Consider the following 20,118-nt stretch of genomic DNA (forward strand, 5'->3'; position numbering starts at 1 on the left):
CCGGCCAGGCTAGGACACGCCCTGGGCGCCGGCCCGCTCGCCTCGCTTCGGCTCCTCCCGCCCCGGTCCCCCGGCTTTACGCCCCGGGCACCCGTGCGGGCCCCGGCCGGCTGAAGGGCGCCGCACCCGCGAGCATCCCGCCGTCGACGGGGAGAACCGTGCCGGTCACGAATGCTGCCGCCGGTGAACACAGCCACACCACGGCCGCGGCCACCTCCTCCGCCGTACCCACCCGGCGCATGGGCACCGAGTCGGTGATGCGCCGCGCCACGTCCGGGGTGGGTGTCCGCAGGCGCCTGGTGGCGGTCGGGCCCGGCGCCAAGGCGTTCACGCGTACTCCCGCCTCGGCGTAGTCCAGAGCGGCGCTGCGGGTGAGGCCGATCACTCCCGACTTCGCCGAGACGTAGCCGGCGAGCCCGCCGATCGGGTGGACGCCGGCCGTCGAGGTCATGTTCACGATCGCGCCGCCACCGGACCCGAGCATCGCCGGGATCTCGTACTTCATGGACAGGAAGACCCCGCGCAGCCCCACCCGCAGGGCACTGTCGTAGTCCTCGACCGCGACGTCGGCCAGCCGGGTCGGCGGGTGCCCGCCACCCATGGCGTTGTTGACCGCGACGTCCAGTCGTCCGTACGCCTCGACCGTGCGGGCGACCAGCCGGGCGACCGACTCGGGGTCGCCGACGTCGGTGGGGACGGCCAGCGCGTCGCCACCGTTCGCGGCGATCTCCTCTGTCACCTCCGACAGCGCCGCCTCGTCCCGGGCCGCGCACACGACCGTCGCGCCCTCCTGAGCGAGCACCCGGGCCGTGACCGCCCCGATGCCGCGGCTGGCCCCGGTGACGATCGCGACCTGCCTGTCGAGCGTCCGCTCCGTCACAGCTCCTCCTCGAAGACTGCCGATGTTTCGGCTCGCACCATCCTGGCGGCGTGACCACCGCCGGGTCGTCGGCCGAGGGGCGAAGATCCCGCTACGCCGACCGGCGTACGACCGGAGCCAGGCGTGGAGGATCCGCTCCTTCGGACGGACCGCCTGGACCGGATCGACAACGGCCCAGCGACTCGGCGGCTCGCCCCATGTCAAGCTGACGTTGACACCGATGTCGCCCCGGATCCGTGGTGTTCACTGTCGTGGCCGGACGCCCTGAGGCACAGGTGGCTCGCCCCGGTCAGCTCTCGGCCGGACCCGGAGCGCTCCGCTCGATGACGACGGCCAGGCCGTCGAGGACCCGCTCCAGGCCGAAGGCGAACGCGTGGTCGGGGTCGTGCGCGCTGCCGTGGGCGGCGCCGGCGGCCGAACCGACCCGGGTGGCCAGCGGGTAGGCCTGCGGGTCGAGCACCCTGGACAGCAACGGTCCGGCGGCCGCCCACCACTGCTCGTCGTTCATCGCGCTGTCCGCCGCCGTGGCGCGGGCCTCGATCCTGGCCCGGGCGCCGGCCTGGACGAATGCCAGGAGGTACGTCAGGCAGTCGTCCCGGTCGACGTCGGTGAGCCCAAGCCCGTCGAAGGCGGCGAGCTCGTGCTCGTACTTCGCGACCAGCCCGGGCCCCAACGGCGGCCGGAGGGTGGAGACGCCGGCCGCCCACGGGTGCGCGTCGTACAGCGCGCGGTTCTCGGTCGCGACCGCGGTGAGCCGCTGCCTCCACGGCTCGCCGCCGGTGTCGGCCCGGCGCATCCTGGCGTACGTCGCGTCGAGCATCAGGTCGAGCAGCTCCGCTTTGCCCCTGACGTAGGTGTAGAGCGTCATCGGCGCGACCCCGACCGCCTCCGCCACCCGGCGCATGGTGACCGCCCCCAGGCCCTCCTCGTCGGCGAGTTCGGTCGCCGCGTCGACCACCGCGTCCAGGCTGAGGCCGCGCGCGGGACCGCGGCGGGGCACCACGGATGCGTCCCGCCACAACAGGGCGAGGGTGCGGGCGGGGTCGCCGGCGCTGCTGCGTTCGATCGGCACGGGCATCATTCTTGCGCATCGTACGTTGTACGACGTACTGTGTACGGAATTACTGGACCAGCACCATCAGGGAGTCTCGTGAAGATCACCTCGTCCGCCGTGTCGCTGAACGTCGACGACGTGTCGGCCGCCAGCGCGTTTCTCACCAAGCACTTCGGCTTCACCGAGGAGATGGCCGCGCCCGGCTTCGCCTCGCTGACCCGCGAGGACGCCGGCATGAACGTCGTCTTCCTGCGGCGCGGGCTGGAAACCCTGCCCGAGGACCAGCGAAACGATCACGCCGGCGGGATCATCCTCGCGTTCGTGGTCGAGGACCTGGAGGGCGAACTCGCCCGACTGCAGGCCGAGGGCGTGCCGATCACCATGCCCCTGACCGCCGAGGAGTGGGGCGAGCGCGCCTTTCAGGTACGCGACCCCAACGGCGTGATCGTCCAGCTCGTCGACTGGAACGGCCCGCGCTCCTGACGAACGGCCGGGTCCCGGGTGCCGATGGACGGCGCCCGGGACCCGCTTCACCTCAGAGCTCGCTTCACCTCAGAGGTCGGCCAGGTCGATCGCCGCGGCCATCGCCCGCATGCCCGCGTCGTTGGGGTGCAGGGCGTCGCCACCGTCGTAGGCCGGCAGGAACGCGTCCGGGTCGTCGGGGTCGGCGACCGCACGATCGAAGTCGACCACCGCGTCGTACTCGCCGCTGGTACGGATCCAGTGGTTCACCTCGTCGCGGATCCGCTCGTTCTCCGGGGTGTCGTAGCCGTACTCGTTGCCCTTCACCGGGGTCAGCGTCGCACCCAGGATCCTGACCCCGCGGGCGTGCGCGGCGGCGATCATGGCGCGGTGGCCGGAGATGATCTGGTCGGCGGTGACCTTCGGCGAAGCGCCGCACCCGCTGTCCGGCAGCCCGCCGGAGCCGATGTCGTTGATGCCCTCGAGCACGATCACGGTGCGGACTCCGGGCTGGCCGAGCGCGTCCCGCCCGAACCGCCCCACTCCCGACTCGCCGAAGCAGGTCGAGTCACCCAGAACCTTGTTGCCGTTGATGCCCAGGTTGACGACCCCGAGCCGTCGCCCGGCGGCCACCAGTCGCTCGGCGAGCTCGTCCGGGTAGCGGTTGTCCGCGTTCGCCATGGAGAGCGCGCCGTCGGTGATGGAGTCGCCGAAGGTCACCACGGTGCCGGTCCGGCGACCGGTCCCGCGCGTGACGTCCACGCCGGTCAGGAGGTAGTAGGAGTGGGTGGTCTCGTCGCCGAACGGCCCGGCCGCGGTGGCGAAGCGATGGTCACCGTCCGCGCGGTAGGTCGTGGTCAGCCCGCCCTCGTGGAACGTCGTCGCACCCGTCGGCTGGGCGAAGTACGTCGTCACAGCGAGCCGCTGCAGCGCCCGCGTCGGCAGCCGCACCGGGTCGGAGGCGAGGTCCCTGCCGGCAGGAATCGTCGTGCTCGTCCGGCCGCCGAATGTCACCGGGCGCAGACTCCCGGGCCGGACGGCCGCGCCGTCGCCCGCCCTGGCGACGGTGACGCCGGTGACCCGCAGCGGCGCCGTGCCGAAGCGGTTGGACAGCCGGACCCGGACCCGGTTGCCGCCGGTGGAGACCCGGACCACCTGCCGCACCGTCTGGTCGGCGAATCCCTCCATCGACCAGTTGGGGCCGAACCACTCCGACAGGGTGAATGGGTGGTGGACGGCGGCGGCCCACGCCGCGGTCCAGTGCGGGACCGGATGGCGCCGGCCGTCGTCCGGTGATCGACCGGCGTTCTGGGATGGGTTGGCGTTCTGGGATGGGCCGGCGTTGGGGGATCGACCGGCGTTCGGGGATCGGTCGTCGGCGCGAGCGACAGGTGCCGGGCCGACGACGGCGGCCGACGCGACCAGCAACGCGAGCGTCGCGAGCACGGCCACCAACGCCGCGGGCAGTCTGGTCGCTCCGGCCGGGGCAGTCTTCGAGCGCATGAGAACTCCTTGCGGATAAGGGGTGTGGAACGGTGTGGCAATTGAACGGAGTGCGGTGAGGCAGTTGAACGGTGTGAGACGCTCTGCGGTGTTGACCGGCGTCCCGGCCTGAACTCATCGGTGCGGACAGCATGCTGGACACCACCGACAACGAAGGTCGGCAAAGAGATTCGGCATCGACCGCTGGACCACGAGAGCGGAGGGACGGCATGGCACGCGTCGACTTCTGGGACGACCCGAACGCGCCGTCCCCCACCAGCATCGTTCCGTCGGTCACCGCGGTCGTCACCCGTGAGGCGCACCTGCTGCTGATCCACAAGGTGGACAACGACCGCTGGGCACTGCCCGGTGGTGGTGTCGACCGCGGCGAGTCCGCCGTACAAGCGGCAGTACGCGAGACCGCGGAGGAGACCGGACTCGACGTGCGGGTCACCGGCGTGGTCGGCGTCTACACCGACCCGCGGCACGTGATGCGGTACGACGACGGCGAGGTACGCCAGCAGTTCAGCATCTGCTTCCGGGCAGAGCCGGTCGGTGGCTCACTGCGTCCGCAGCCGGGTGAGACCAGTGCGGCCCGCTGGGTACCGCTGAGCGACCTGCCGTCCCTGGACATCCATGCGTCCATGCGGATGCGCATCGACGACGGCCTGACGTGGCGGCCCGGCACACCCGCTCGCTTCACCTGACCGCCCACGACCTGACAGGGCAGCCCGGCAACGCACCAGCCGTCGGGCACGAGCCGGAATCGCCGACCCCGAGACGGCGGCGGGGTTCGGTCAGGGAGTACTCGGGCCCGAGCCCGGATGCCCACGGACCTCCGAGCGTCCAGGATCGAGCGCGACCGCCGATCGGTCGCCTGCCCGCTTTCCCCTGTCAGGAAAGGCGTTTCGTGATCTCCAGCAGAAGCCGCAGACTGGGCGCGGTGTGCACCGGCCTCGCCCTGACCGCCGTGATGGCGACCGTGGCCGTACCGTCGACACCGGCGTTCGCCACCTCCCGCGCCACTATCTCCACTATCTCCGCCACCTCCGCGACCAGCGGGACGAACGCGGAGCTCCCACCGCTGGACCCGGATCTCTTCCGCGAGGCGATCGGCGACCTGCCCTCGGCCACCGTGACCGGCGCGCTGGTCCGGGTGAGCGGACCGTCAGGAGCATGGGCCGGGACCGGCGGCGTCGCCGACGTACGCACTCACCGGCCGGTGCCCGCCGACGGCGTCTTCCGGATCGGCAGCGGCACCAAGATGTTCACCGCGGTGGTGGTTCTGCAGCTTGCCGCCGAGCATCGGCTCGACCTCGACCGGCCGGTCCAGCACTACCTTCCGCACCTGCTGCCCGCGTCCTACCCCGACATCACCGTGGGGCAGCTGCTCGACCACACCAGCGGCCTGCCCGTCTCCCACATCGACGACGCCGACACTGATCCCCGCTGGTTCGCCGAGCACCGGCTGGAGGGCTGGACGCCCGGCCAGGTGGTCGCGGACGCCGTCCGCGCGCCGATGGAGTTCGCGCCGGGCACGCAGCAGCGGTACAACGGCACGAACTACTTCGTCGCGGGCCTGCTGATCGAGAAGGTCACCGGACACTCGTACACCACGGAGGTACGCCGGCGCATCGTCCGGCCCCTGCGGCTGTCGCACACCTCCGCTCCCGGCTACGCCGACACCAGGCTGCGCGGGCCGCACGCGCACGGCTACGTCACCGTGGACGGCGCGCTCGTCGACGTGACTGAGCAGAGCGCGTGGTCGTGGGCCGAGGGCGGCATGGTGTCCAGCGCCGGCGACCTCACCCGCTTCGTCACCTCGTTGTTCCGCGGCCGGCTCCTGCCGCCGGCGCAGCAGGCTCGGTTGTTCGGCGTCCCGGACGTGCCCTACACCGGCGGCGGCGTTCCGTGCCGGGTGGGACCGGAAGCGGGCCGGGCGTGCTTCAGCATGGGACTGCAGAAGACGACTCTTCCCAACGGCGTGACCGCCTGGGGCAAGAGCGGTTCGGTGCCCGGCTACACGATGGCGGCTTTCGCCACCCGGGACCTGCGCCGGGTCGCGGTGTACTCCCTCAACCCGACCGGGAACCGCGACGGCTCGGAAGGGCCGTATGTGCAGAACCTCGCGGCGGCCGCGTTCGACCCGGACCTGTTCGTCCGCCGCGACTGAGGCCGCGTCCGGTTATCCGACCCCAACGCCTGGTCGGGAGGCATTTCCGGTTGGTGACCTTCGGGTCGAAAGGCGAAGAACTGTTCCATGCCTTTCTTCGCGATCATTTCGATATTCTCGAAAAGGTACCGGAGTTCATTAGTACGGACATTCCGACGACCCGCTGAGCGGGCCACACCGCCGTACGCCGAAAAACTCTCACTCACCGTCCCCGAACTCTGTCGTTGGGTAATCTTTGTGTGGCACCACAGCGATGACCTTCCCCGAGACAGGTGCACCACCTCAGCGCCGAGGCCCTGCCGAAGGAAGCGCACACCTCGCCCGAAGCCCGCCGGTACAGGGGGTCGAGATGGTTCCACGACGAGTGCGCCCGCCACACACGGCGCAGACCACCGGTTCGACACCGACACAACTCACCGGTGCACCCGAATTCTCCGGATCGGCCGAATTCACCCGTCCGCGCGGACGGAAGGAAAGCCCCGCCACGGGGGGTTCCGGAATTCACGGCACTCGCGGCATGGGAATTCGCGGTATCGGAATTCTCGCGCTCACCGCGTGCACCGCCCTGGCGGCTGGTTGCACGGGGTCCGGTGGTCCGGACAAGGACCAGCGCGGCCCGGTGCCGCCGGCCCGGATCGCCACCAACCCGCTCGACAACGCGGTGGCGGTCGGCCTGCACACCCCGATCAGGGTGGTGGCCTCCGGAGGCATGCTCACCCGGGTCCGGGTCACCGACCAGACCGGGCGGGCGCTGACGGGTTCACTGAACCCCGCCCGGACGACGTGGACAGGCACCGGCACGCTGGTACCGACCGAGGTCTACAGCGTGCGAGCGCAGGCGGTCAACGCCGACGGCAGGAGTTCGGAGACGTTGCGGACGTTCAGCACCACCGAGCCGCCGAAGGCGCTGAACACCGACGTCATGCCGCGTGAGGGCGCCGAGGTCGGCGTGGCCATGCCCATCGCCGTACGGTTCTCCACGGCCGTACGCAACCGTGCCGCGGTGGAGAAACGCCTGCAGGTGAAGACGTCCAGGCCGGTCGTGGGCGCCTGGCACTGGATCAGCCCGTCCGAGATCCACTACCGGCCCAAGGAGTACTGGCCGACCCACACCAAGGTGACGCTGTCCGCCGACCTGGACAAGGTGAACGCGGGTGCGGACGTGTGGGGCACGGCGAACCTCACCCGGAGCTTCGAGATCGGCAACTCCGTGATCACCAAGGTCGACCTGGTGGACCACCACGCGCGGGCGTACGTCGACGGAAAGCTCGAGCGCACCATCGCGGTCACCGGCGGCAAGCCCGGCTGGGAGACCCGGCAGGGCACCAAGGTGATCATCGACAAGCAGACCGACTACGTCTTCACCAACGAGATGATCAACGTGCCGGAGAGCTACAGCCTGCTCTCGCAGTACGCGATCCGGGTCACGGTGAGCGGTGAGTTCCTGCACACCGCGGAGTGGTCGACGGGCTCCCAGGGCAACTCCAACGTCAGCCACGGCTGCGTCGGCATGGACCTGGAGGACTCCGACTGGCTGTTCCACCACACCCGCATCGGCGACCCGGTCGAGGTGCACAACCCCGACGGTCCGCGGATGGAACTCACCAACGGCTACGGCGACTGGAACCTCAACTGGTCGCAATGGAAGGCCGGCAGCGCGCTCGGCTGAGACCGGACCCTCAGCCCGGGCTGCTGCCCGGCCACGTCCCGCCAGGACGCGTCGGTCACGTCCGCACATCATGACGGCTGCCGGAGCCGTCGCGGACGAGCCGGCGCCGGGGGGAAGGAAGGGCGGGGGAGGGAGCGGCGGGCTCCCTCCCCCGCCCGAGCAACTGTCCCCTGGCGGCCTACCCCGCTGTCGACACCGCCTGTCAGGCCTGCTGTCGACCCACTGTCAACACCGTCTTGCCCACCACCGAGCGCGCCTCGATCGCCGCGTGCGCGTCGGCGGCGCGCTCCAACGGGAAGGTCGCCCCGATCATCGGGACGATCCGGCCGGCGGCCGCCAGCTCCAGTGCCCGCTCCGCCAGCCGGGCCGCCTCCACCGGCGCGAACTGAACGTCGGTGATCCCGCGCAGCTTCACCCCGCGGCGCTCGGCCTCGCGTGGATCGACGGTGGCGAAGCCGCCGCCGGGCGCGCCGTGGGCGGACATGCGTCCCCCGTCGGCGGTCAGCTCGAACGCCGCCCGGCCGAGGGCGCCGCCGGCACCGTCGAAGGTCACGCTCACACCGCGCGGCCCGGCCAGTTCCCGGACCCGCGCCGGCCAGTCGGGTTCGCCGTAGTCGACGACGTCGATGCCGTACGTGCGCAGGTGGTCCAGCTTCGCCGCGCCCCGCGCCGCCCCGATCACCCGGGCGCCCGCCGACCGAGCCAACTGGACGAGGAGTACGCCCATCCCGCCCGCGGCGGCGGTGACCAGCACCGTCTCACCCGCTGCGGGTGCGGCCGGTTCGAACACCCCGAGCGCGGTGACCCCGTCGTGCAGCAGTGCCGCCGCGACGGCCTTCTCCACCTCGTCGGGCAGCACGACCAGCGTTTCGGCGAGGGCCACCGCCTGCTCGGCGTACCCGCCCCACTCGGCCGTTGCGGTCGCCACCCGGCGACCGGTCCAGCCCGGGTCCACGTCCGCACCGACCGAGAGCACCCGGCCGGCCACCGCGTTGCCGGGCACCCACGGGAGCCCGATCGGGAAGTAGTCCTGCCAGGCACCGCGCCGGATCTGGGTCTCGACGAAGCCGGTGTCCGCCACGTCGACCCCGACCACGACCTGGCCGGGCCCGGCGGCCGGCGCGGGCACCCGCTCCGGCACCAGGACCTCCGGCCCACCGAACTCCTTCACCCGTACGGCCCACATCCGTTCCACGTCCCCTCCTCGGTCCACGTCCTGCTCCGGCTCTGAACACGCCTACGCCCGCCACCCTGCTGGCTCAACCTTGGTTCAGGTCAAACCGTCCGGGTGACGGGCGTACGGCGGTGAGGGGCTTCGCGCTCAGGCGCCGGCGGGCACCTTGTCCAGGAACCCGAGCACCGCCCGGATCCGCCCGTCCTCGCCGCGGACCGCGACGTCGAACCCCACGACCAGCGCCTCGCCGCCCTCTGGCCCCAGCTCCCAGGTGAACCGCGCGATGTCGTGGTGGGTGTCGACGCCGCCGCCGAGCCGGAACTCAAGGCCCGGGAACTGCGCCTGCACCGCGGCGACGGTCGCGTCGAAGGCGTCGTGGCCGGCCACGTCGACCAGCGGGTCGGTGTAGGTGCCGCCCTCGGCGAGGACCGCCTCGACCCCCGCCCGACGGGCAGTGGGGTCGGTCTCGTTCCAGGTGGCGATGTAGCGCTCGACGAGTTCGGTGAAGTCGCTCATGGTGGTGAACCTCCGGTCGTGGTGCGTTGTCGTTGTGCCTCACACGCTAGGAATCGCGGGGCGTCCGCGGCATCTGTCGAATGACTGGTCCGCCCTCCGCGCACGACCGGTGGTTGACCGGTGGATGACCGGTGGATGACTGGTGCGGATCACCCCGGGTACCGTGCAGCGGTGTTGTACGGCAGGGCGGAGGAGCAGGAACGCCTGGCGGGCCTGGTCGAAGGAGCCCGCACGGGCCGCAGCGGCGTGCTCGTCCTGCGCGGCGAGCCGGGCATCGGCAAGACCGCGCTGCTCGACGACGTGGCCGACCGGGCGCGGGCCGCCGGGCTGCGTGTGCTCCGCGGCGCCGGGATCGAGGCGGAGGCGACACTGCCGTACGCCGGACTGCATCTGCTGCTGCACCCGGCGCTGGACCGGCTCGGCGCCCTCGCACCGCCCCAGGCCGGCGCGCTCTCCGCCGCGTTCGGGCTGTCCTCGGCGCCGGCGGGAGGCGACCGGTTCCTGGTCGGGCTCGGTGTCCTGTCGCTGCTGTCGGAGGTCGCCGAGGACGGTGGTGCCGTCTGCCTGGTCGACGACGCGCACTGGCTGGACCGGGCGTCGGCGGACGCGTTGTCGTTCGCCGCCCGCCGGCTGGACGCCGAGGGCGTGGCCCTGGTGGTCGCCGCCCGGAACGCGGCGGACGCGTTCCCCTCCACCGGGCTGGCCGAGCTCCACCTCGCCGGCCTCGACGCCGGCGCGGCGACCGCCCTGCTCGACTCCCATCCCGTCAAGGAACGCTTGACAGCGCAGGTGCGCGTCCGGGTGCTCACCGAGGCGCACGGCAACCCGCTGGCGCTGGCGGAGCTCCCCGCGGCCTTCGCCGCCGCGCCGTCGGGTGAGGCGGCCCGGCCCGGCGCGCTCCCGCTGACCGAGCGTCTGCGGGTCGCCTTCGACGGGCAGGTACGCCGGCTTCCACCGAGGACGCAGCTCGCCCTGCTGGTCGCCGCGGCCGAGGACGCCGGGCACCTTGACGTCGTACTGCGGGCGGCGGGCGAGCTCGGCGCCGGGCTCACCGACCTGGCCGACGCCGAGGACGCCGGACTGGTGGTCGCCGGCGCGGGCACCATCCGGTTCCGCCACCAGCTGGTGCGGGCGGCGGTGTACGAGGGGGCCCCGCTCGGATTGCGGTTGAAGGCGCACCGGGCGCTGGCCGCGGCGTTCGCCGACCCTGCCGACCGCGACCGCCGGGCCTGGCACCTCGCGCTGGCGAGCACCGGCCCGGACGACCACGTCGCCGCCGAGCTCGAGGCCACCGCGACCCGCGCGGCCGAGCGCGGTGGGGACGCGGCCGCAGCGACGGCGTACGAACGCGCCGCCCGATCCAGCACCACGGCGCGGGACCGCGCCCGGCGGTTGCTCCTGGCCGCCGAGGCTGCCGCCCAGTCCGGCGACTTCACCCGCGCGCTCGCCCTCGCCGACCGCGTACCGAACACTCCCGGCAACCCCGACGACCCCGACGACCCCGGAGACCCCGGCGAGGAGCGCTCGACCGAACGCGCCCGGCTCGCGCTGGTCCGCGCGAACACCCACTTCTGGGCCGGCGCCTTTCCCACCGCGCACCGCCTGCTGCTCGAGGGCGCCACCGCCGCGGCCTCACGCGACCAGCAGCTGGCCGCCTGGCTGTCGATGCAGGCGATGTACGTCGCCTGGTTCACCGGGGACCGCGACCTGAGCCGGGCGACGGCGGACCGGCTGCGCGACGTACGCCTGCCCGCCGGCCACCCGCACCGGGCAATCCTTCCGCTGATGGCCCTGCTGGGAAGGTTGGCGAGCGGAGCACCCGGCCCCGGGGACAGCGAGGCCCGCGACGACGGCGACCGGCCGTCGATCGTCGCCGAGGCGCTCGGCCAGGTCGGCACCGGCGACCCCCGCACCACGGTGATGATCGGCGGCTCGGCCTGGATCACCGCGCAGGACGACCTGGCGTACGACGTGTTCGCCTCCTCCGTCGACCGGATTCGCGCCGACGGCCGGATCGGCTGGCTCGCGGGCGCCCTCGGCTCGCTCGGCGAGGCCGAACTCTTCCTCGGCCGGCACCGCGACGCCGCCGCCCGGCTGGACGAGGCGATGCGGATCGGCGCCGACACCGGCCAGGCACACGCGGTGAGCCACTTCGGCGGCGTCCGCGCCTACCTCGCCGCCGTGCGCGGCGACGAGCCGCACCTGCGCGAACTCGTCGGCGCGGTGCGGGCCGCGACCGCCGGCGACTCCTCACCCGGCCCGTCGTGGACCCAGTGGGCGCTGGCGACGTACGACCTCGCGACCGGCCGCACCGAGGCGAGCCTGAACCGGCTCGAGGCGCTCGCACGCGGACCGGCCCGGCACCAGATCCCCGCGACCCGCTGCGCACCCGACCAGGTGGAGGCAGCGGTCCGCCTCGGCGCACCCGACCGGGCCGCCGAATCCCTTGCCCGGTTGACCGAATGGGCCTCGTGGGTACGCCAACCCTGGGTTGACGCGCTCGTCCGCCGGTGCCGGGCGCTGGTGGCACCCGAGGAGGAGGCGGAGGGGCACTTCGTCGCGGCGCTCGGGCTGCACGAGGCGTCGGCGAAGCCGTGGGAGGCCGCGCACACCAGGCTGCTGTACGGCGAGTGGCTGCGCCGGGCCCACCGCCCGACCGACGCGCGTACCCAGCTCGCTGCCGCGCTCACCGCGTTCGAGCAACTCGCCGCTGCCCCCTGGGCGGACCGCGCCAGGGCAGAGTTGCGCGCGTCCGGATCGCCGACCGTGGATCAGGCCCCGGACCCGCTGGCGTCCCTCACCCCGCAGGAGCTGCAGATCGTCCGGCTGGCCGCCGAGGGGAGTTCCAACCGGGACATCGCGGCCCGGCTGTTCCTGAGTCCGCGTACCGTCGGATACCACCTCTACAAGGCGTATCCGAAGCTCGGCGTCACCTCGCGCACCCAACTCGGCGCGATCGTCCGCGCGGGTTCCTGAGGGGCCTCGGTCAGCCCCGCCAGCCCGCCAGCTCCGTCAGCCCCGCAGACGCGCGGCACCCGCCTGGGCGTCGGCCACCAGCGCGCGCCGGAACATCACCCACAGCGCCAGTCCCACGACGGCGACCCCGGCCACCAGGTCGGCGACGATGAGCGTGTTCTGCAGACCGTCGAACGCCGAGGGCGGCGCGTCGGTGTAGTGGACCGCGCTGACCAGGCCGCTGACGGAGTAGACCGCGAACGCGCCGACCGCCCGCCACCAGTTCCCCGCGCGATAGGCGAGCAGGCCGACCAGCCCCACCGCGGTGAGCACCACCCATGCCAGGGGGACCGACCACGGCGCGTTGGCGACGGGGCTGTCGGGGTTGAGCGCGTACCGGTCGAAGCGCACGGTGTTGTCGGCGTAGTGGACGACAGAGACCACGAAGGAGACCGCCAGGATCGCCGGCACCCAGCGGGTCGCACCGGAGGACCCGGCACGGGCCGAACCCGCCTCCGGACGAAGGTCTGCGCTCGAACTCTCCCGACCGGCCTGCGACATCGACGGGTCACTCCTCCCCGAGCAGCCCCGGAAGGTCGCGCATGTCGTCGAACAACGTGGTGCCGGGGCCTGCGAGCCGTTCGGCGGGGATGATGCCACCGCCGACGTAACCGTACGCCGTCATTCCGGCCGCGCGCGCGGCCAGTACGCCGTACTCGCTGTCCTCGATCACCGCGCACTCACCCGGGTCGACGCCGAGGGTGCGCGCCGCGTGCAGGAACAGGTCCGGCGCGGGCTTGCCGTGCGCGACCTCGGTGGCGCTGAAGATGCGGCCCTCGAAGCGTTCGTACAACCCGGTGAGGCCCAGCGTGAACCGCATCTTCTCGTGGCTGCCGCTGGAGGCGACACAGGTCAGGCCGGCGATCCGGTCGAGCGCGGCCGCGATCCCCTCCACGGGGCGGAGCTCGGCGGCCAGCACCTCGCGGTATCGGGAGGTGAACCTGGCGTCGACGTCCTCGGGCACCGGCCCGCCGAGGTGTGCGGCCAGCTCGCCCATCATGTAGTCGGTGGTCCGGCCGACGAACCGCCGCGCGATCTCCTCGCTGGACAGCGGCCAGCCGAGTTCGGCGAAGAGTTCGGTGTCGACCCGGAGGGCGAGGGGCTCACTGTCGACGAGCACGCCGTCGCAGTCGAAGATCACCAGCTTGTACGTCGAGGCCACGCCGAGCACCCTAGGCCATGCCCGGTCCGGCCCCGGTCCCCCGCCGACCCACGCCGGCCGACGCTGTCCCCCGCCGACCCGTGCGGTCCTACGCCGACTCCCCGACGCCCGTCTCACGGGCCCGCCGGGCCGCACCCTCGCGGCCGGCCTCCAGGTGCCGGGCGAGGGTGGCGCTGATCGTGCCGAGCTCGGCCACCTGGTCGTCGCTGAGCTGGTCGAACAGATGCCGGCGTACACCCTCCACGTGCCCGGGGGCGGCGGCCTCGAGCGCGGCGAAGCCGTCGTCGGTCAGGGCCGCGAAGTGCCCGCGCCGGTCGGTGGCGCAGGCGCGGCGGCGTACCCAGCCGCGTTCCTCCAGCCGGGCGACGGCGTGGGAGAGCCGGCTGCGGGACGAGCCGAGCTGGTCGGCCAGCTCGCTCATCCGCATCTCCCGGCCGGGGTGCTCCGACAACCGGACGAGGATCTCGTAGTAGGCGTGCGGGATGCCCGCCTCCGCCTGCAGCTCCTGGTCGAGGCGTTCGAAGAACAGCCGGGTCGCCGCGAGGAAGTCCCGCCAGACCCGCTGCTGACCGTCGTCGAGCCACCTGGTTTCCGCCACGGGCCCCATCGTACCCCGAACTGGTTGAACGCTTGATGATTCTCTGTTAGCCTGCAGATAGTCAAGCGCTCAACTACCTGCTCGACCACCTGTCCGATCACATCCGCTCGATCAAGTCCGCTCGATCAACCGACTCGCTCCAGGGAGGACGGTCGCCATGCCGATCACCCGCCTCAACCACGCCGTGCTGTACGTACGGGACGTCGACCGCAGCGTGGCCTTCTACTCCGACGTGCTCGGCTTCCGGCGGGTCGACATGACCCCGGAGGGCTTCACCGGCGCGGCGTTCCTGCAGGCCGCGGGCTCGGCCAACGACCACGACCTCGGCCTGTTCGAGATCGGCGCGCAGGCCGGCGCCTCCCAGGCCGGCCGCGTCACCGTCGGGCTCTACCACCTCGCGTGGGAGGTCGACACGCTCGCCGAGCTCGATGCCGTACGCGCCCGGCTGGTCGCCGCCGGCGCGCTGGTCGGCGCCAGCGACCACAGCACCAGCAAGAGCCTGTACGGCCGCGACCCGGACGGCATCGAGTTCGAGGTGGCGTGGTTCGTCCCGGCCGGCCTGCTCGACGAGGCCACCCTCGCCGGCCGCAAGGACGGCGTCCGCCCGCTCGACCTGGAGCAGGAGCTGCGGCGGTACGGCGCGACCACGCCCGGCGCGAGCTCCGCGACCGACCCGGCGTGAACCCCGCCCAAGCCGTGGCGTGAACCCGGCCGCGGACGTACGTCCTCGGTCGGGGCCGGCGCACCCGCGTAACCCGGCCCGGGTTCAGCGGCGGGAGTGGCGCGGCAGGACGAGGACGACCGCGACGGCGAGGATCGCCGGGGCCGTCACCACCAGCCAGGCGGCCGGCGGGAGCGGGAGCACGACGACGACGGACAGCACGACCGCGCCGGCGAGCCCGGCGGCGAGCAACGGTGCGACTGTCCGCACCCAGCCGGCCAGGCAGGCCGTACTCGCGCCGGAGCCCGCTGCCCGGGTGCCCTCGGGCTGCCAGCCGTCCTCCCCGGCCAGCGACTGGGCGAGTTCCACCAGCACGAGGTACGCCAGCGCCAGCAGTCCGAGGACCGCCGCCGTGGGCGCCGGCAGCCGCCCGCTGTCGGCGGACAGCATGACGCCGAGCGCGGCCAGGGCCAGCCCGACCATGCCGAACGCGCCCAGCCCGAGGTCGGCCAGGGCGCCGAGCCCCCGGACGCAGGCGCCGGCCACGCCCGCGTATCCCAGGCACAGCGCCACCACCGTGGGCAGCCCGACCCAGACCAGCGCCGACGGCGGCAGCACTGTCAGCAGGACCACCACGAACGCCAGGACGCACGCGCCGGCCGCCACCGCCGCGGCGAGCGGACCGATCCTCATCGGGTACCTCCCAGCAGCGGCTCCAGCCGGACCCGGTCCAGGGCGATGCCGACCTCCTCGTCCCAGGCCAGCACGGTCACGCCCATCTCCGCCAGGCCGTGCAGGAGGACCTCCCGTTCCAGCCGCCAGACCCGCAGGGCCAGCTCGCTGTCCGGGTCCCGGGGCGAGGCGTCGGGTTCGGTGGACAGCACGTCGACGACGATCACCGGGTGGCCGCGTTCACGCAGGTCGCGTACGGCCTCGGCGGCGCGCGCGTCGACCAGCGGGGTGAACACGAACGCCAGCGCGCCCGGCGGCAGCGCCTGCGGCGGGAAGTGCGCGAGCTCGGGTTCGAGGTAGCTCTCGTCCACGCGGGACGCGAGCAGGGTCTCCACGATCCGGTAGTACTGCCGGGTCCCGACGTCGGGCGCCAGCCAGCGCAGCGCGCCGCCGAGGGTGACCACGCCCACCCGGTCGGCGTACCGCAGGTACGCCTGCACCACGGTCGCCGCCCCGCGCACCGCCAGGTCGAGGGAGGACCGCCCGAACGGCCCGAGGTCCACGGTGGTGTCCACGACCGCCACCACGTCCGCGGCCCGCTCGGCGGCGTACTCGTTGACGTACAGCTCGCCGCGGCGGGTGCTCACCGGCCAGTTGACCCGCCGCACCGGATCGCCGGGTGCGTACGTACGGATGCCCGCGAACTCCACCCCGGGGCCGGGGCGCCTGGCGACGTGGCTGCCCATCCGGGCCAGCAGCGCCGGCGGTACGGCGACCTCGCGGGCCGCCGAGGGCGGCGGGAAGACGGTGAGCTCGGCCAGCGAGAGCGTGGCGGTCCCGACGTAACCCCACCCGCGGCTGCGTACCCGTAACCGCAGCGGCCCCGCCCGCCAGCGTCCCCATCGCCGCGCCCGGACCGTCCAGGTGTGCGACACGCTCCGCACCTCGAACTCCCGGCAGGCCCGCTCCCCGTCGACCTCGAACGTCCGCGGCAGCGCCAGGTCCAGCCCGATCTCGCCGAGCACCTCCTCCGCGCGCACCACCACGTGCACCTCGACGTCCTCGTCCTCGAAGCTGCGCGGCTCCGACAGCGCCGCCTCCACCCGGATCGTCTCCGGGCGCGGGCGGCGCAGCGCCACGACCAGCGCGACCAGGCAGGGCGCGGCCACCAGGACGGGTTCGGGCCGGGCCGCGACGATGCCGGCCACCAGCGCCAGCGCGCCGAACACCGCCAGCCGGACCGCGAGCCTGCTCAGCCGCCAGGTCGGGGTGACCTCGACGCCCGGCAACGGCGACGCCGGCCGCGCCGGGGCGGGCACGGTCACCGGGCGGCGCCGGTGCGGTCGAAGACCCGGGTGCTGGGCGTCGGCACCCGGCCGAGGAGCTCGGCGACCACGTCCTCGCCGGACACCCGGCGTACCCACAGCTCCGGCCGCAGCACCAGCCGGTGCCCGAGTGCTGCGACCGCCACCTGCTGCACGTCCTCGGGCGTGACGTAGTCGCGGCCGGCCAGCACCGCGGCGCCCCGGGCCAGCTGGGTGACCGCCAGGGTGCCGCGCGGGCTGGCGCCGACCTGCGCCTTCGGGTGTTCGCGGGTGGCCTGCACCAGCGCCACGACGTACGCCAGTACGTCGTCGTGCACCTCGACCTGCTCCAGCGACGCGCTCATCGCCAGCAGCTCGGCCGGCTCCACGACCTGGTTCGGCACCGGCCGCTGCGCACCCCGGTCGAGCCGGCGGCGCACCATGTCCGCCTCCAGCTCGGCGGTGAGGTAGCCGAGCCGGGTCCGCAGCACGAACCGGTCCAGCTGCGCCTCCGGAAGCGGGTAGGTGCCCTCGTACTCGATCGGGTTCTCGGTGGCCAGCACCACGAACGGCGACGGAAGCGCGCGGGTCACCCCATCGGCGGACACCTGCCGCTCCTCCATCGCCTCCAGCAGCGCGGCCTGGGTCTTCGGCGGTGTGCGGTTGATCTCGTCGGCGAGCAGCAGCTGGGTGAAGACCGGCCCCTCCCGGAACGCGAACTCGCCGGTCTTCTGGTGGTAGATCGACGCGCCGGTGAGGTCCTGGGGCAGCAGGTCCGGGGTGAACTGCACCCGGGTGAAGTGCAGGCCGAGCGTGTGCGCGAACGACCGGGCCAGCAGCGTCTTGCCCAGGCCGGGCAGGTCCTCCAGCAGGACGTGGCCGTCGGCGAGGATGCCGAGCAGGACGAGGGTGAGCTGGCCGCGCTTGCCGACGATCACGCGTTCCAGCTCGGCCAGGACGGCCAGCGCCCGCTCCCGGGTCTGCTCCGGGCGGAGCGCCGGCGGGCCCTGCGCACCGGACGTGCCGGACGTGCCGGGGGTGACAGACGCCGGGGACGGGTCCTGCGTGGCGCCTGCGTTCTGCGTGGCCGAGGGGTTCTGCGGTGTCGTCACGGTCTGGTGCTCCTTTCCGGCCGGTCACCCTGACCGGTCGCGGGATCCTGCTCAGGACGTGCCTCAGGACGTGCCTCGGTACGTGACTCGGCGCTCGCCTCGGGTCGCAGGCTTTCGAGGGTGCCGACCAGTTGGTCCAGCGTGCGCAGGTCGACACCGGGAGCGGTGCGGTCGGTGGACGCCGGCCGTCCCGGCCCCAGCAGGTCCCAGGCCTCCTCACCCAGCAGCCGGCGAGCCGCCTCGGGGTTCGCGGCCAGGTCGACGCCGTGCCCATCGGCCAGCCGGACCGACGCGACCGCCAGCAGCCGCTCGCGCAGCCCGACGTCGAAGTCGCGCCGGGAGAACCTCGCCCAGCCGATGTCGGCGACGATCCGGTCGTACGCCGAGAACGACGCCGCCGACGTCCTCCGGCGGCGACGCCACGGGAACGGCAGTCGCCGCAGCCAGTCCCACACCGGTCGGCGGCGCGCGCGTTCGGGGCCCTGCAGCCGCAGCACCGCACCGATCACTTCGGCCACGGCCAGGACGGTGAGCCCGAGCAGCAGCCCCTGCAGCCGCTGGGTGACGGTCGCGCCGAGCAGCAGCACGATCAGGATCGGGCGAAGCTGCCTCACCCGGCCGCCTCGCCCCGGCTCGCCGCCACGCGGAGCTCGGTGTCCAGCCGGCCGAGTACGTCCACGGCGCGGATGCGCACCTGCGGATCGAGCTGGCGCCGGGTGTAGCGGGCCTGCCGGAACAGCTCGGTGAGCTCCTCCGCCGCCGCGGCTCCGGTGGCGCTGAACAGCCCGGCGTCCACCGCCCGCCGCAGCAGGTCCGTGGGCGTGTCGCCGGCGGCGCGGGCAACTCCCGTCCGGGCCAGGGCCTCCTCCATCGCCGCGTACGCCCCGATCACGGCCGCCCGCGGCTCGTCCAGGTCGGCCAGCGCGGCCCGGCCGGCGGCGACGACCGCGTGCACGTCGGCCACGGAGGGCTCGACCTCGACCTCGCGCACCTGCGGCGCCTGCCGGCGGACTACCAGGGCCAGCGCGAGCGCGACCAGGCCGACGACGAACCCGGCGGCGACGGCGATCGGCCAGTTCCAGGTGGGGCGTGCGCCCGGCCGCGGTGCCGGCGTGGCCGTCTCGGCACCGGCCGGCGGGCCGGTGGGCAGCGTGGTGGGCGGTGTCGTGGGCGTCGCGCCGTGGCCCTGCAGGGCCGACTGGATCTGGTCACGGAACGCAAACAGCGCCAGCACGATCACCAGCATCACCACGGCACCGATCACCATGCTCGCCCCGCCGGTCCGCTGCGGGCGGTCCTTACGGCGCAGCGACGGCCCGAGGATCAGCGCCGCGACGACCAGCGCGAGGCTCAGGCCCAGCAGCACCATGAAGATCCCGACGATCGTCCTCGCCGAGATCTGCTGGGAGTTCAGGGAGACCCGGTCCTGCCAGCCGAGGCCGACGGCGCCGGCGGCAAGGAGCACCAGCACCATGGCGACCATGGCCACGCCGGCCCAGCGGGCCGCCGGTCCGCGTGCACGCACAGCCCGCCCCTTCCGCCCCCGGCACCTCGACGGTCAGCTTCGTCAGCCTGCCGGACCACCCTGGGCGCCGCCAATCGCGAATCCGCAACGATCTGGCCGGACCCTGACAGTCGCTCCGGCGACGTGCCCCGCGTTCACTCAGAGTGATGTTGTCGGACGGTCGACCAGCGGGAACGGGAAGCCGTCGGAGGGGAGGCACCCGGGCACGGTGTGGCTGCGGTCGGAACTCTTCGTACACATCGCAAGTGCCCGCACACCCGGAAAGCCCCGCACACAGAAGCCCGTACGCACAGAAGTCCCGCACGCACGACGAGGTCGTACGGAGACAGGAAAGTGGCGGCCCCTCCCATCATCGGGATGGACCGCCACCTCGCAATACCTGCGTGTCCGAGCGTGAGACAACCACCGTTCAGCGGCTCTCTGCTCCCCCGCGCTGTTCGGGGAGAACCCCGGCCAGCAGCGCTCGCACCTCGGACTCACGGTAACGCCGGTGTCCCCCAAGTGTCCGGATCGAGCTGAGCTTGCCTGCCTTAGCCCACCGGGTCACTGTTTTGGGGTCGACCCTGAACATGGCCGCGACCTCTGCCGGCGTCAGCAGAGACTCGGTCTCCGGCGTACGTGTCGTCATGAGCGGCCTCCTCCACGAGAAGCGGACATTC

General features: G+C 73.2%; 20 protein-coding genes. 6 read left to right on the plus strand and 14 right to left on the minus strand.

Annotated elements, in window-relative coordinates:
• Positions 1–76 precede the first annotated feature (76 nt).
• Both FHR37_RS25165 and FHR37_RS25170 read right to left on the minus strand, forming a co-directional pair.
• On the minus strand, positions 77–880 hold the full coding sequence (locus FHR37_RS25165) for an SDR family NAD(P)-dependent oxidoreductase (RefSeq protein WP_092885788.1): 804 nt from the start codon (positions 878–880) through the stop codon (positions 77–79).
• Positions 881–1,169: 289 nt separating this feature from the next.
• Positions 1,170–1,961 carry a TetR/AcrR family transcriptional regulator gene (locus tag FHR37_RS25170; protein ID WP_237768953.1) on the minus strand — a complete coding sequence of 264 codons (792 nt, stop codon included), beginning with the start codon at positions 1,959–1,961 and terminating at the stop codon, positions 1,170–1,172.
• Positions 1,962–2,030: 69 nt separating this feature from the next.
• On the opposite strand from FHR37_RS25170, the gene FHR37_RS25175 reads away from it, so the two are divergent.
• Complete coding sequence (locus FHR37_RS25175; RefSeq protein WP_092885790.1) at positions 2,031–2,417, plus strand: VOC family protein; 387 nt, start codon at positions 2,031–2,033, stop codon at positions 2,415–2,417.
• A gap of 69 nt (positions 2,418–2,486) precedes the next feature.
• On the opposite strand, the gene FHR37_RS25180 is transcribed toward FHR37_RS25175, so the two are convergent.
• A complete protein-coding gene (locus tag FHR37_RS25180; RefSeq protein WP_237768954.1) occupies positions 2,487–3,899 on the minus strand; it encodes an SGNH/GDSL hydrolase family protein in 1,413 nt (470 codons plus the stop codon).
• A 209-nt stretch (positions 3,900–4,108) separates the two neighbouring features.
• On the opposite strand from FHR37_RS25180, the gene FHR37_RS25185 reads away from it, so the two are divergent.
• The 3 genes from FHR37_RS25185 to FHR37_RS25195 all read left to right on the plus strand — a co-directional run bounded on the left by FHR37_RS25185 (position 4,109) and on the right by FHR37_RS25195 (position 7,720).
• Positions 4,109–4,585, plus strand: coding sequence for an NUDIX hydrolase (locus tag FHR37_RS25185; RefSeq protein ID WP_092885792.1), 477 nt, complete (start codon positions 4,109–4,111; stop codon positions 4,583–4,585).
• Positions 4,586–4,788: 203 nt separating this feature from the next.
• On the plus strand, positions 4,789–6,051 hold the full coding sequence (locus FHR37_RS25190; RefSeq protein WP_202818237.1) for a serine hydrolase domain-containing protein: 1,263 nt from the start codon (positions 4,789–4,791) through the stop codon (positions 6,049–6,051).
• Between the two features lie 517 nt (positions 6,052–6,568).
• A complete protein-coding gene (locus tag FHR37_RS25195) occupies positions 6,569–7,720 on the plus strand; it encodes a L,D-transpeptidase (protein WP_175542653.1) in 1,152 nt (383 codons plus the stop codon).
• A 202-nt stretch (positions 7,721–7,922) separates the two neighbouring features.
• On the opposite strand, the gene FHR37_RS25200 is transcribed toward FHR37_RS25195, so the two are convergent.
• On the minus strand, positions 7,923–8,906 hold the full coding sequence (locus tag FHR37_RS25200; RefSeq protein ID WP_092885920.1) for a zinc-binding dehydrogenase: 984 nt from the start codon (positions 8,904–8,906) through the stop codon (positions 7,923–7,925).
• A 135-nt stretch (positions 8,907–9,041) separates the two neighbouring features.
• Entirely contained in the window at positions 9,042–9,410 is a 369-nt protein-coding gene (locus tag FHR37_RS25205; RefSeq protein ID WP_092885794.1) for a nuclear transport factor 2 family protein, read from the minus strand.
• 171 nt (positions 9,411–9,581) lie between these two features.
• Between FHR37_RS25205 and FHR37_RS25210 the strand changes: the two genes are divergently transcribed.
• Positions 9,582–12,386 carry a helix-turn-helix transcriptional regulator gene (locus tag FHR37_RS25210; protein ID WP_202818238.1) on the plus strand — a complete coding sequence of 935 codons (2,805 nt, stop codon included), beginning with the start codon at positions 9,582–9,584 and terminating at the stop codon, positions 12,384–12,386.
• A gap of 36 nt (positions 12,387–12,422) precedes the next feature.
• On the opposite strand, the gene FHR37_RS25215 is transcribed toward FHR37_RS25210, so the two are convergent.
• The 3 genes from FHR37_RS25215 to FHR37_RS25225 form a co-directional block, all read right to left on the minus strand.
• Complete coding sequence (locus FHR37_RS25215; RefSeq protein WP_092885796.1) at positions 12,423–12,926, minus strand: hypothetical protein; 504 nt, start codon at positions 12,924–12,926, stop codon at positions 12,423–12,425.
• A 7-nt stretch (positions 12,927–12,933) separates the two neighbouring features.
• The gene (locus FHR37_RS25220; protein WP_092885924.1) at positions 12,934–13,587 is read right to left on the minus strand and encodes an HAD family hydrolase; all 654 of its coding nucleotides are present in this window, start codon (positions 13,585–13,587) and stop codon (positions 12,934–12,936) included.
• Positions 13,588–13,675: 88 nt separating this feature from the next.
• Positions 13,676–14,185, minus strand: a complete 510-nt coding sequence (locus FHR37_RS25225; protein WP_202818239.1) for a MarR family winged helix-turn-helix transcriptional regulator — start codon at positions 14,183–14,185, stop codon at positions 13,676–13,678.
• A gap of 157 nt (positions 14,186–14,342) precedes the next feature.
• Between FHR37_RS25225 and FHR37_RS25230 the strand changes: the two genes are divergently transcribed.
• Entirely contained in the window at positions 14,343–14,867 is a 525-nt protein-coding gene (locus FHR37_RS25230; protein WP_092885801.1) for a VOC family protein, read from the plus strand.
• Positions 14,868–14,951: 84 nt separating this feature from the next.
• On the opposite strand, the gene FHR37_RS25235 is transcribed toward FHR37_RS25230, so the two are convergent.
• From FHR37_RS25235 to FHR37_RS25260, 6 genes are all read right to left on the minus strand, one after another.
• Positions 14,952–15,539: a hypothetical protein gene (locus FHR37_RS25235; protein WP_092885803.1), complete on the minus strand. Its 588-nt coding sequence runs from the start codon at positions 15,537–15,539 to the stop codon at positions 14,952–14,954.
• Positions 15,536–16,843: a DUF58 domain-containing protein gene (locus FHR37_RS33295; protein WP_092885805.1), complete on the minus strand. Its 1,308-nt coding sequence runs from the start codon at positions 16,841–16,843 to the stop codon at positions 15,536–15,538. Before FHR37_RS33295 ends, FHR37_RS25235 begins: the two co-directional genes overlap by 4 nt.
• The gene (locus tag FHR37_RS25245) at positions 16,840–17,934 is read right to left on the minus strand and encodes an AAA family ATPase (protein WP_175542654.1); all 1,095 of its coding nucleotides are present in this window, start codon (positions 17,932–17,934) and stop codon (positions 16,840–16,842) included. The genes FHR37_RS33295 and FHR37_RS25245 overlap by 4 nt, the downstream gene beginning before the upstream one ends.
• Positions 17,931–18,548, minus strand: coding sequence for a hypothetical protein (locus FHR37_RS25250; RefSeq protein WP_092885807.1), 618 nt, complete (start codon positions 18,546–18,548; stop codon positions 17,931–17,933). The genes FHR37_RS25245 and FHR37_RS25250 overlap by 4 nt, the downstream gene beginning before the upstream one ends.
• Entirely contained in the window at positions 18,545–19,459 is a 915-nt protein-coding gene (locus FHR37_RS33300; protein ID WP_202818240.1) for a DUF4129 domain-containing protein, read from the minus strand. The genes FHR37_RS25250 and FHR37_RS33300 overlap by 4 nt, the downstream gene beginning before the upstream one ends.
• A 409-nt stretch (positions 19,460–19,868) precedes the next feature.
• Positions 19,869–20,087, minus strand: a complete 219-nt coding sequence (locus tag FHR37_RS25260) for a BldC family transcriptional regulator (protein WP_092651690.1) — start codon at positions 20,085–20,087, stop codon at positions 19,869–19,871.
• Between the last annotated feature and the right edge of the window lie 31 nt (positions 20,088–20,118).

The sequence above is a fragment of the Actinopolymorpha cephalotaxi genome (assembly GCF_013408535.1).
Lineage (GTDB): Bacteria > Actinomycetota > Actinomycetes > Propionibacteriales > Actinopolymorphaceae > Actinopolymorpha > Actinopolymorpha cephalotaxi.

Coding starts and splice junctions, on each gene's coding strand:
- FHR37_RS25170 (WP_237768953.1), bottom strand. CDS start 1,961: ATGATGCCCGTGCCGATCGAACGCAGCAGCGCCGGCGACCCCGCCCGC.
- FHR37_RS25200 (WP_092885920.1), bottom strand. CDS start 8,906: ATGTGGGCCGTACGGGTGAAGGAGTTCGGTGGGCCGGAGGTCCTGGTG.
- FHR37_RS25195 (WP_175542653.1), top strand. CDS start 6,569: ATGGGAATTCGCGGTATCGGAATTCTCGCGCTCACCGCGTGCACCGCC.
- FHR37_RS25205 (WP_092885794.1), bottom strand. CDS start 9,410: ATGAGCGACTTCACCGAACTCGTCGAGCGCTACATCGCCACCTGGAAC.
- FHR37_RS25180 (WP_237768954.1), bottom strand. CDS start 3,899: ATGCGCTCGAAGACTGCCCCGGCCGGAGCGACCAGACTGCCCGCGGCG.
- FHR37_RS25235 (WP_092885803.1), bottom strand. CDS start 15,539: ATGAGGATCGGTCCGCTCGCCGCGGCGGTGGCGGCCGGCGCGTGCGTC.
- FHR37_RS25260 (WP_092651690.1), bottom strand. CDS start 20,087: ATGACGACACGTACGCCGGAGACCGAGTCTCTGCTGACGCCGGCAGAG.
- FHR37_RS25215 (WP_092885796.1), bottom strand. CDS start 12,926: ATGTCGCAGGCCGGTCGGGAGAGTTCGAGCGCAGACCTTCGTCCGGAG.
- FHR37_RS25185 (WP_092885792.1), top strand. CDS start 4,109: ATGGCACGCGTCGACTTCTGGGACGACCCGAACGCGCCGTCCCCCACC.
- FHR37_RS25230 (WP_092885801.1), top strand. CDS start 14,343: ATGCCGATCACCCGCCTCAACCACGCCGTGCTGTACGTACGGGACGTC.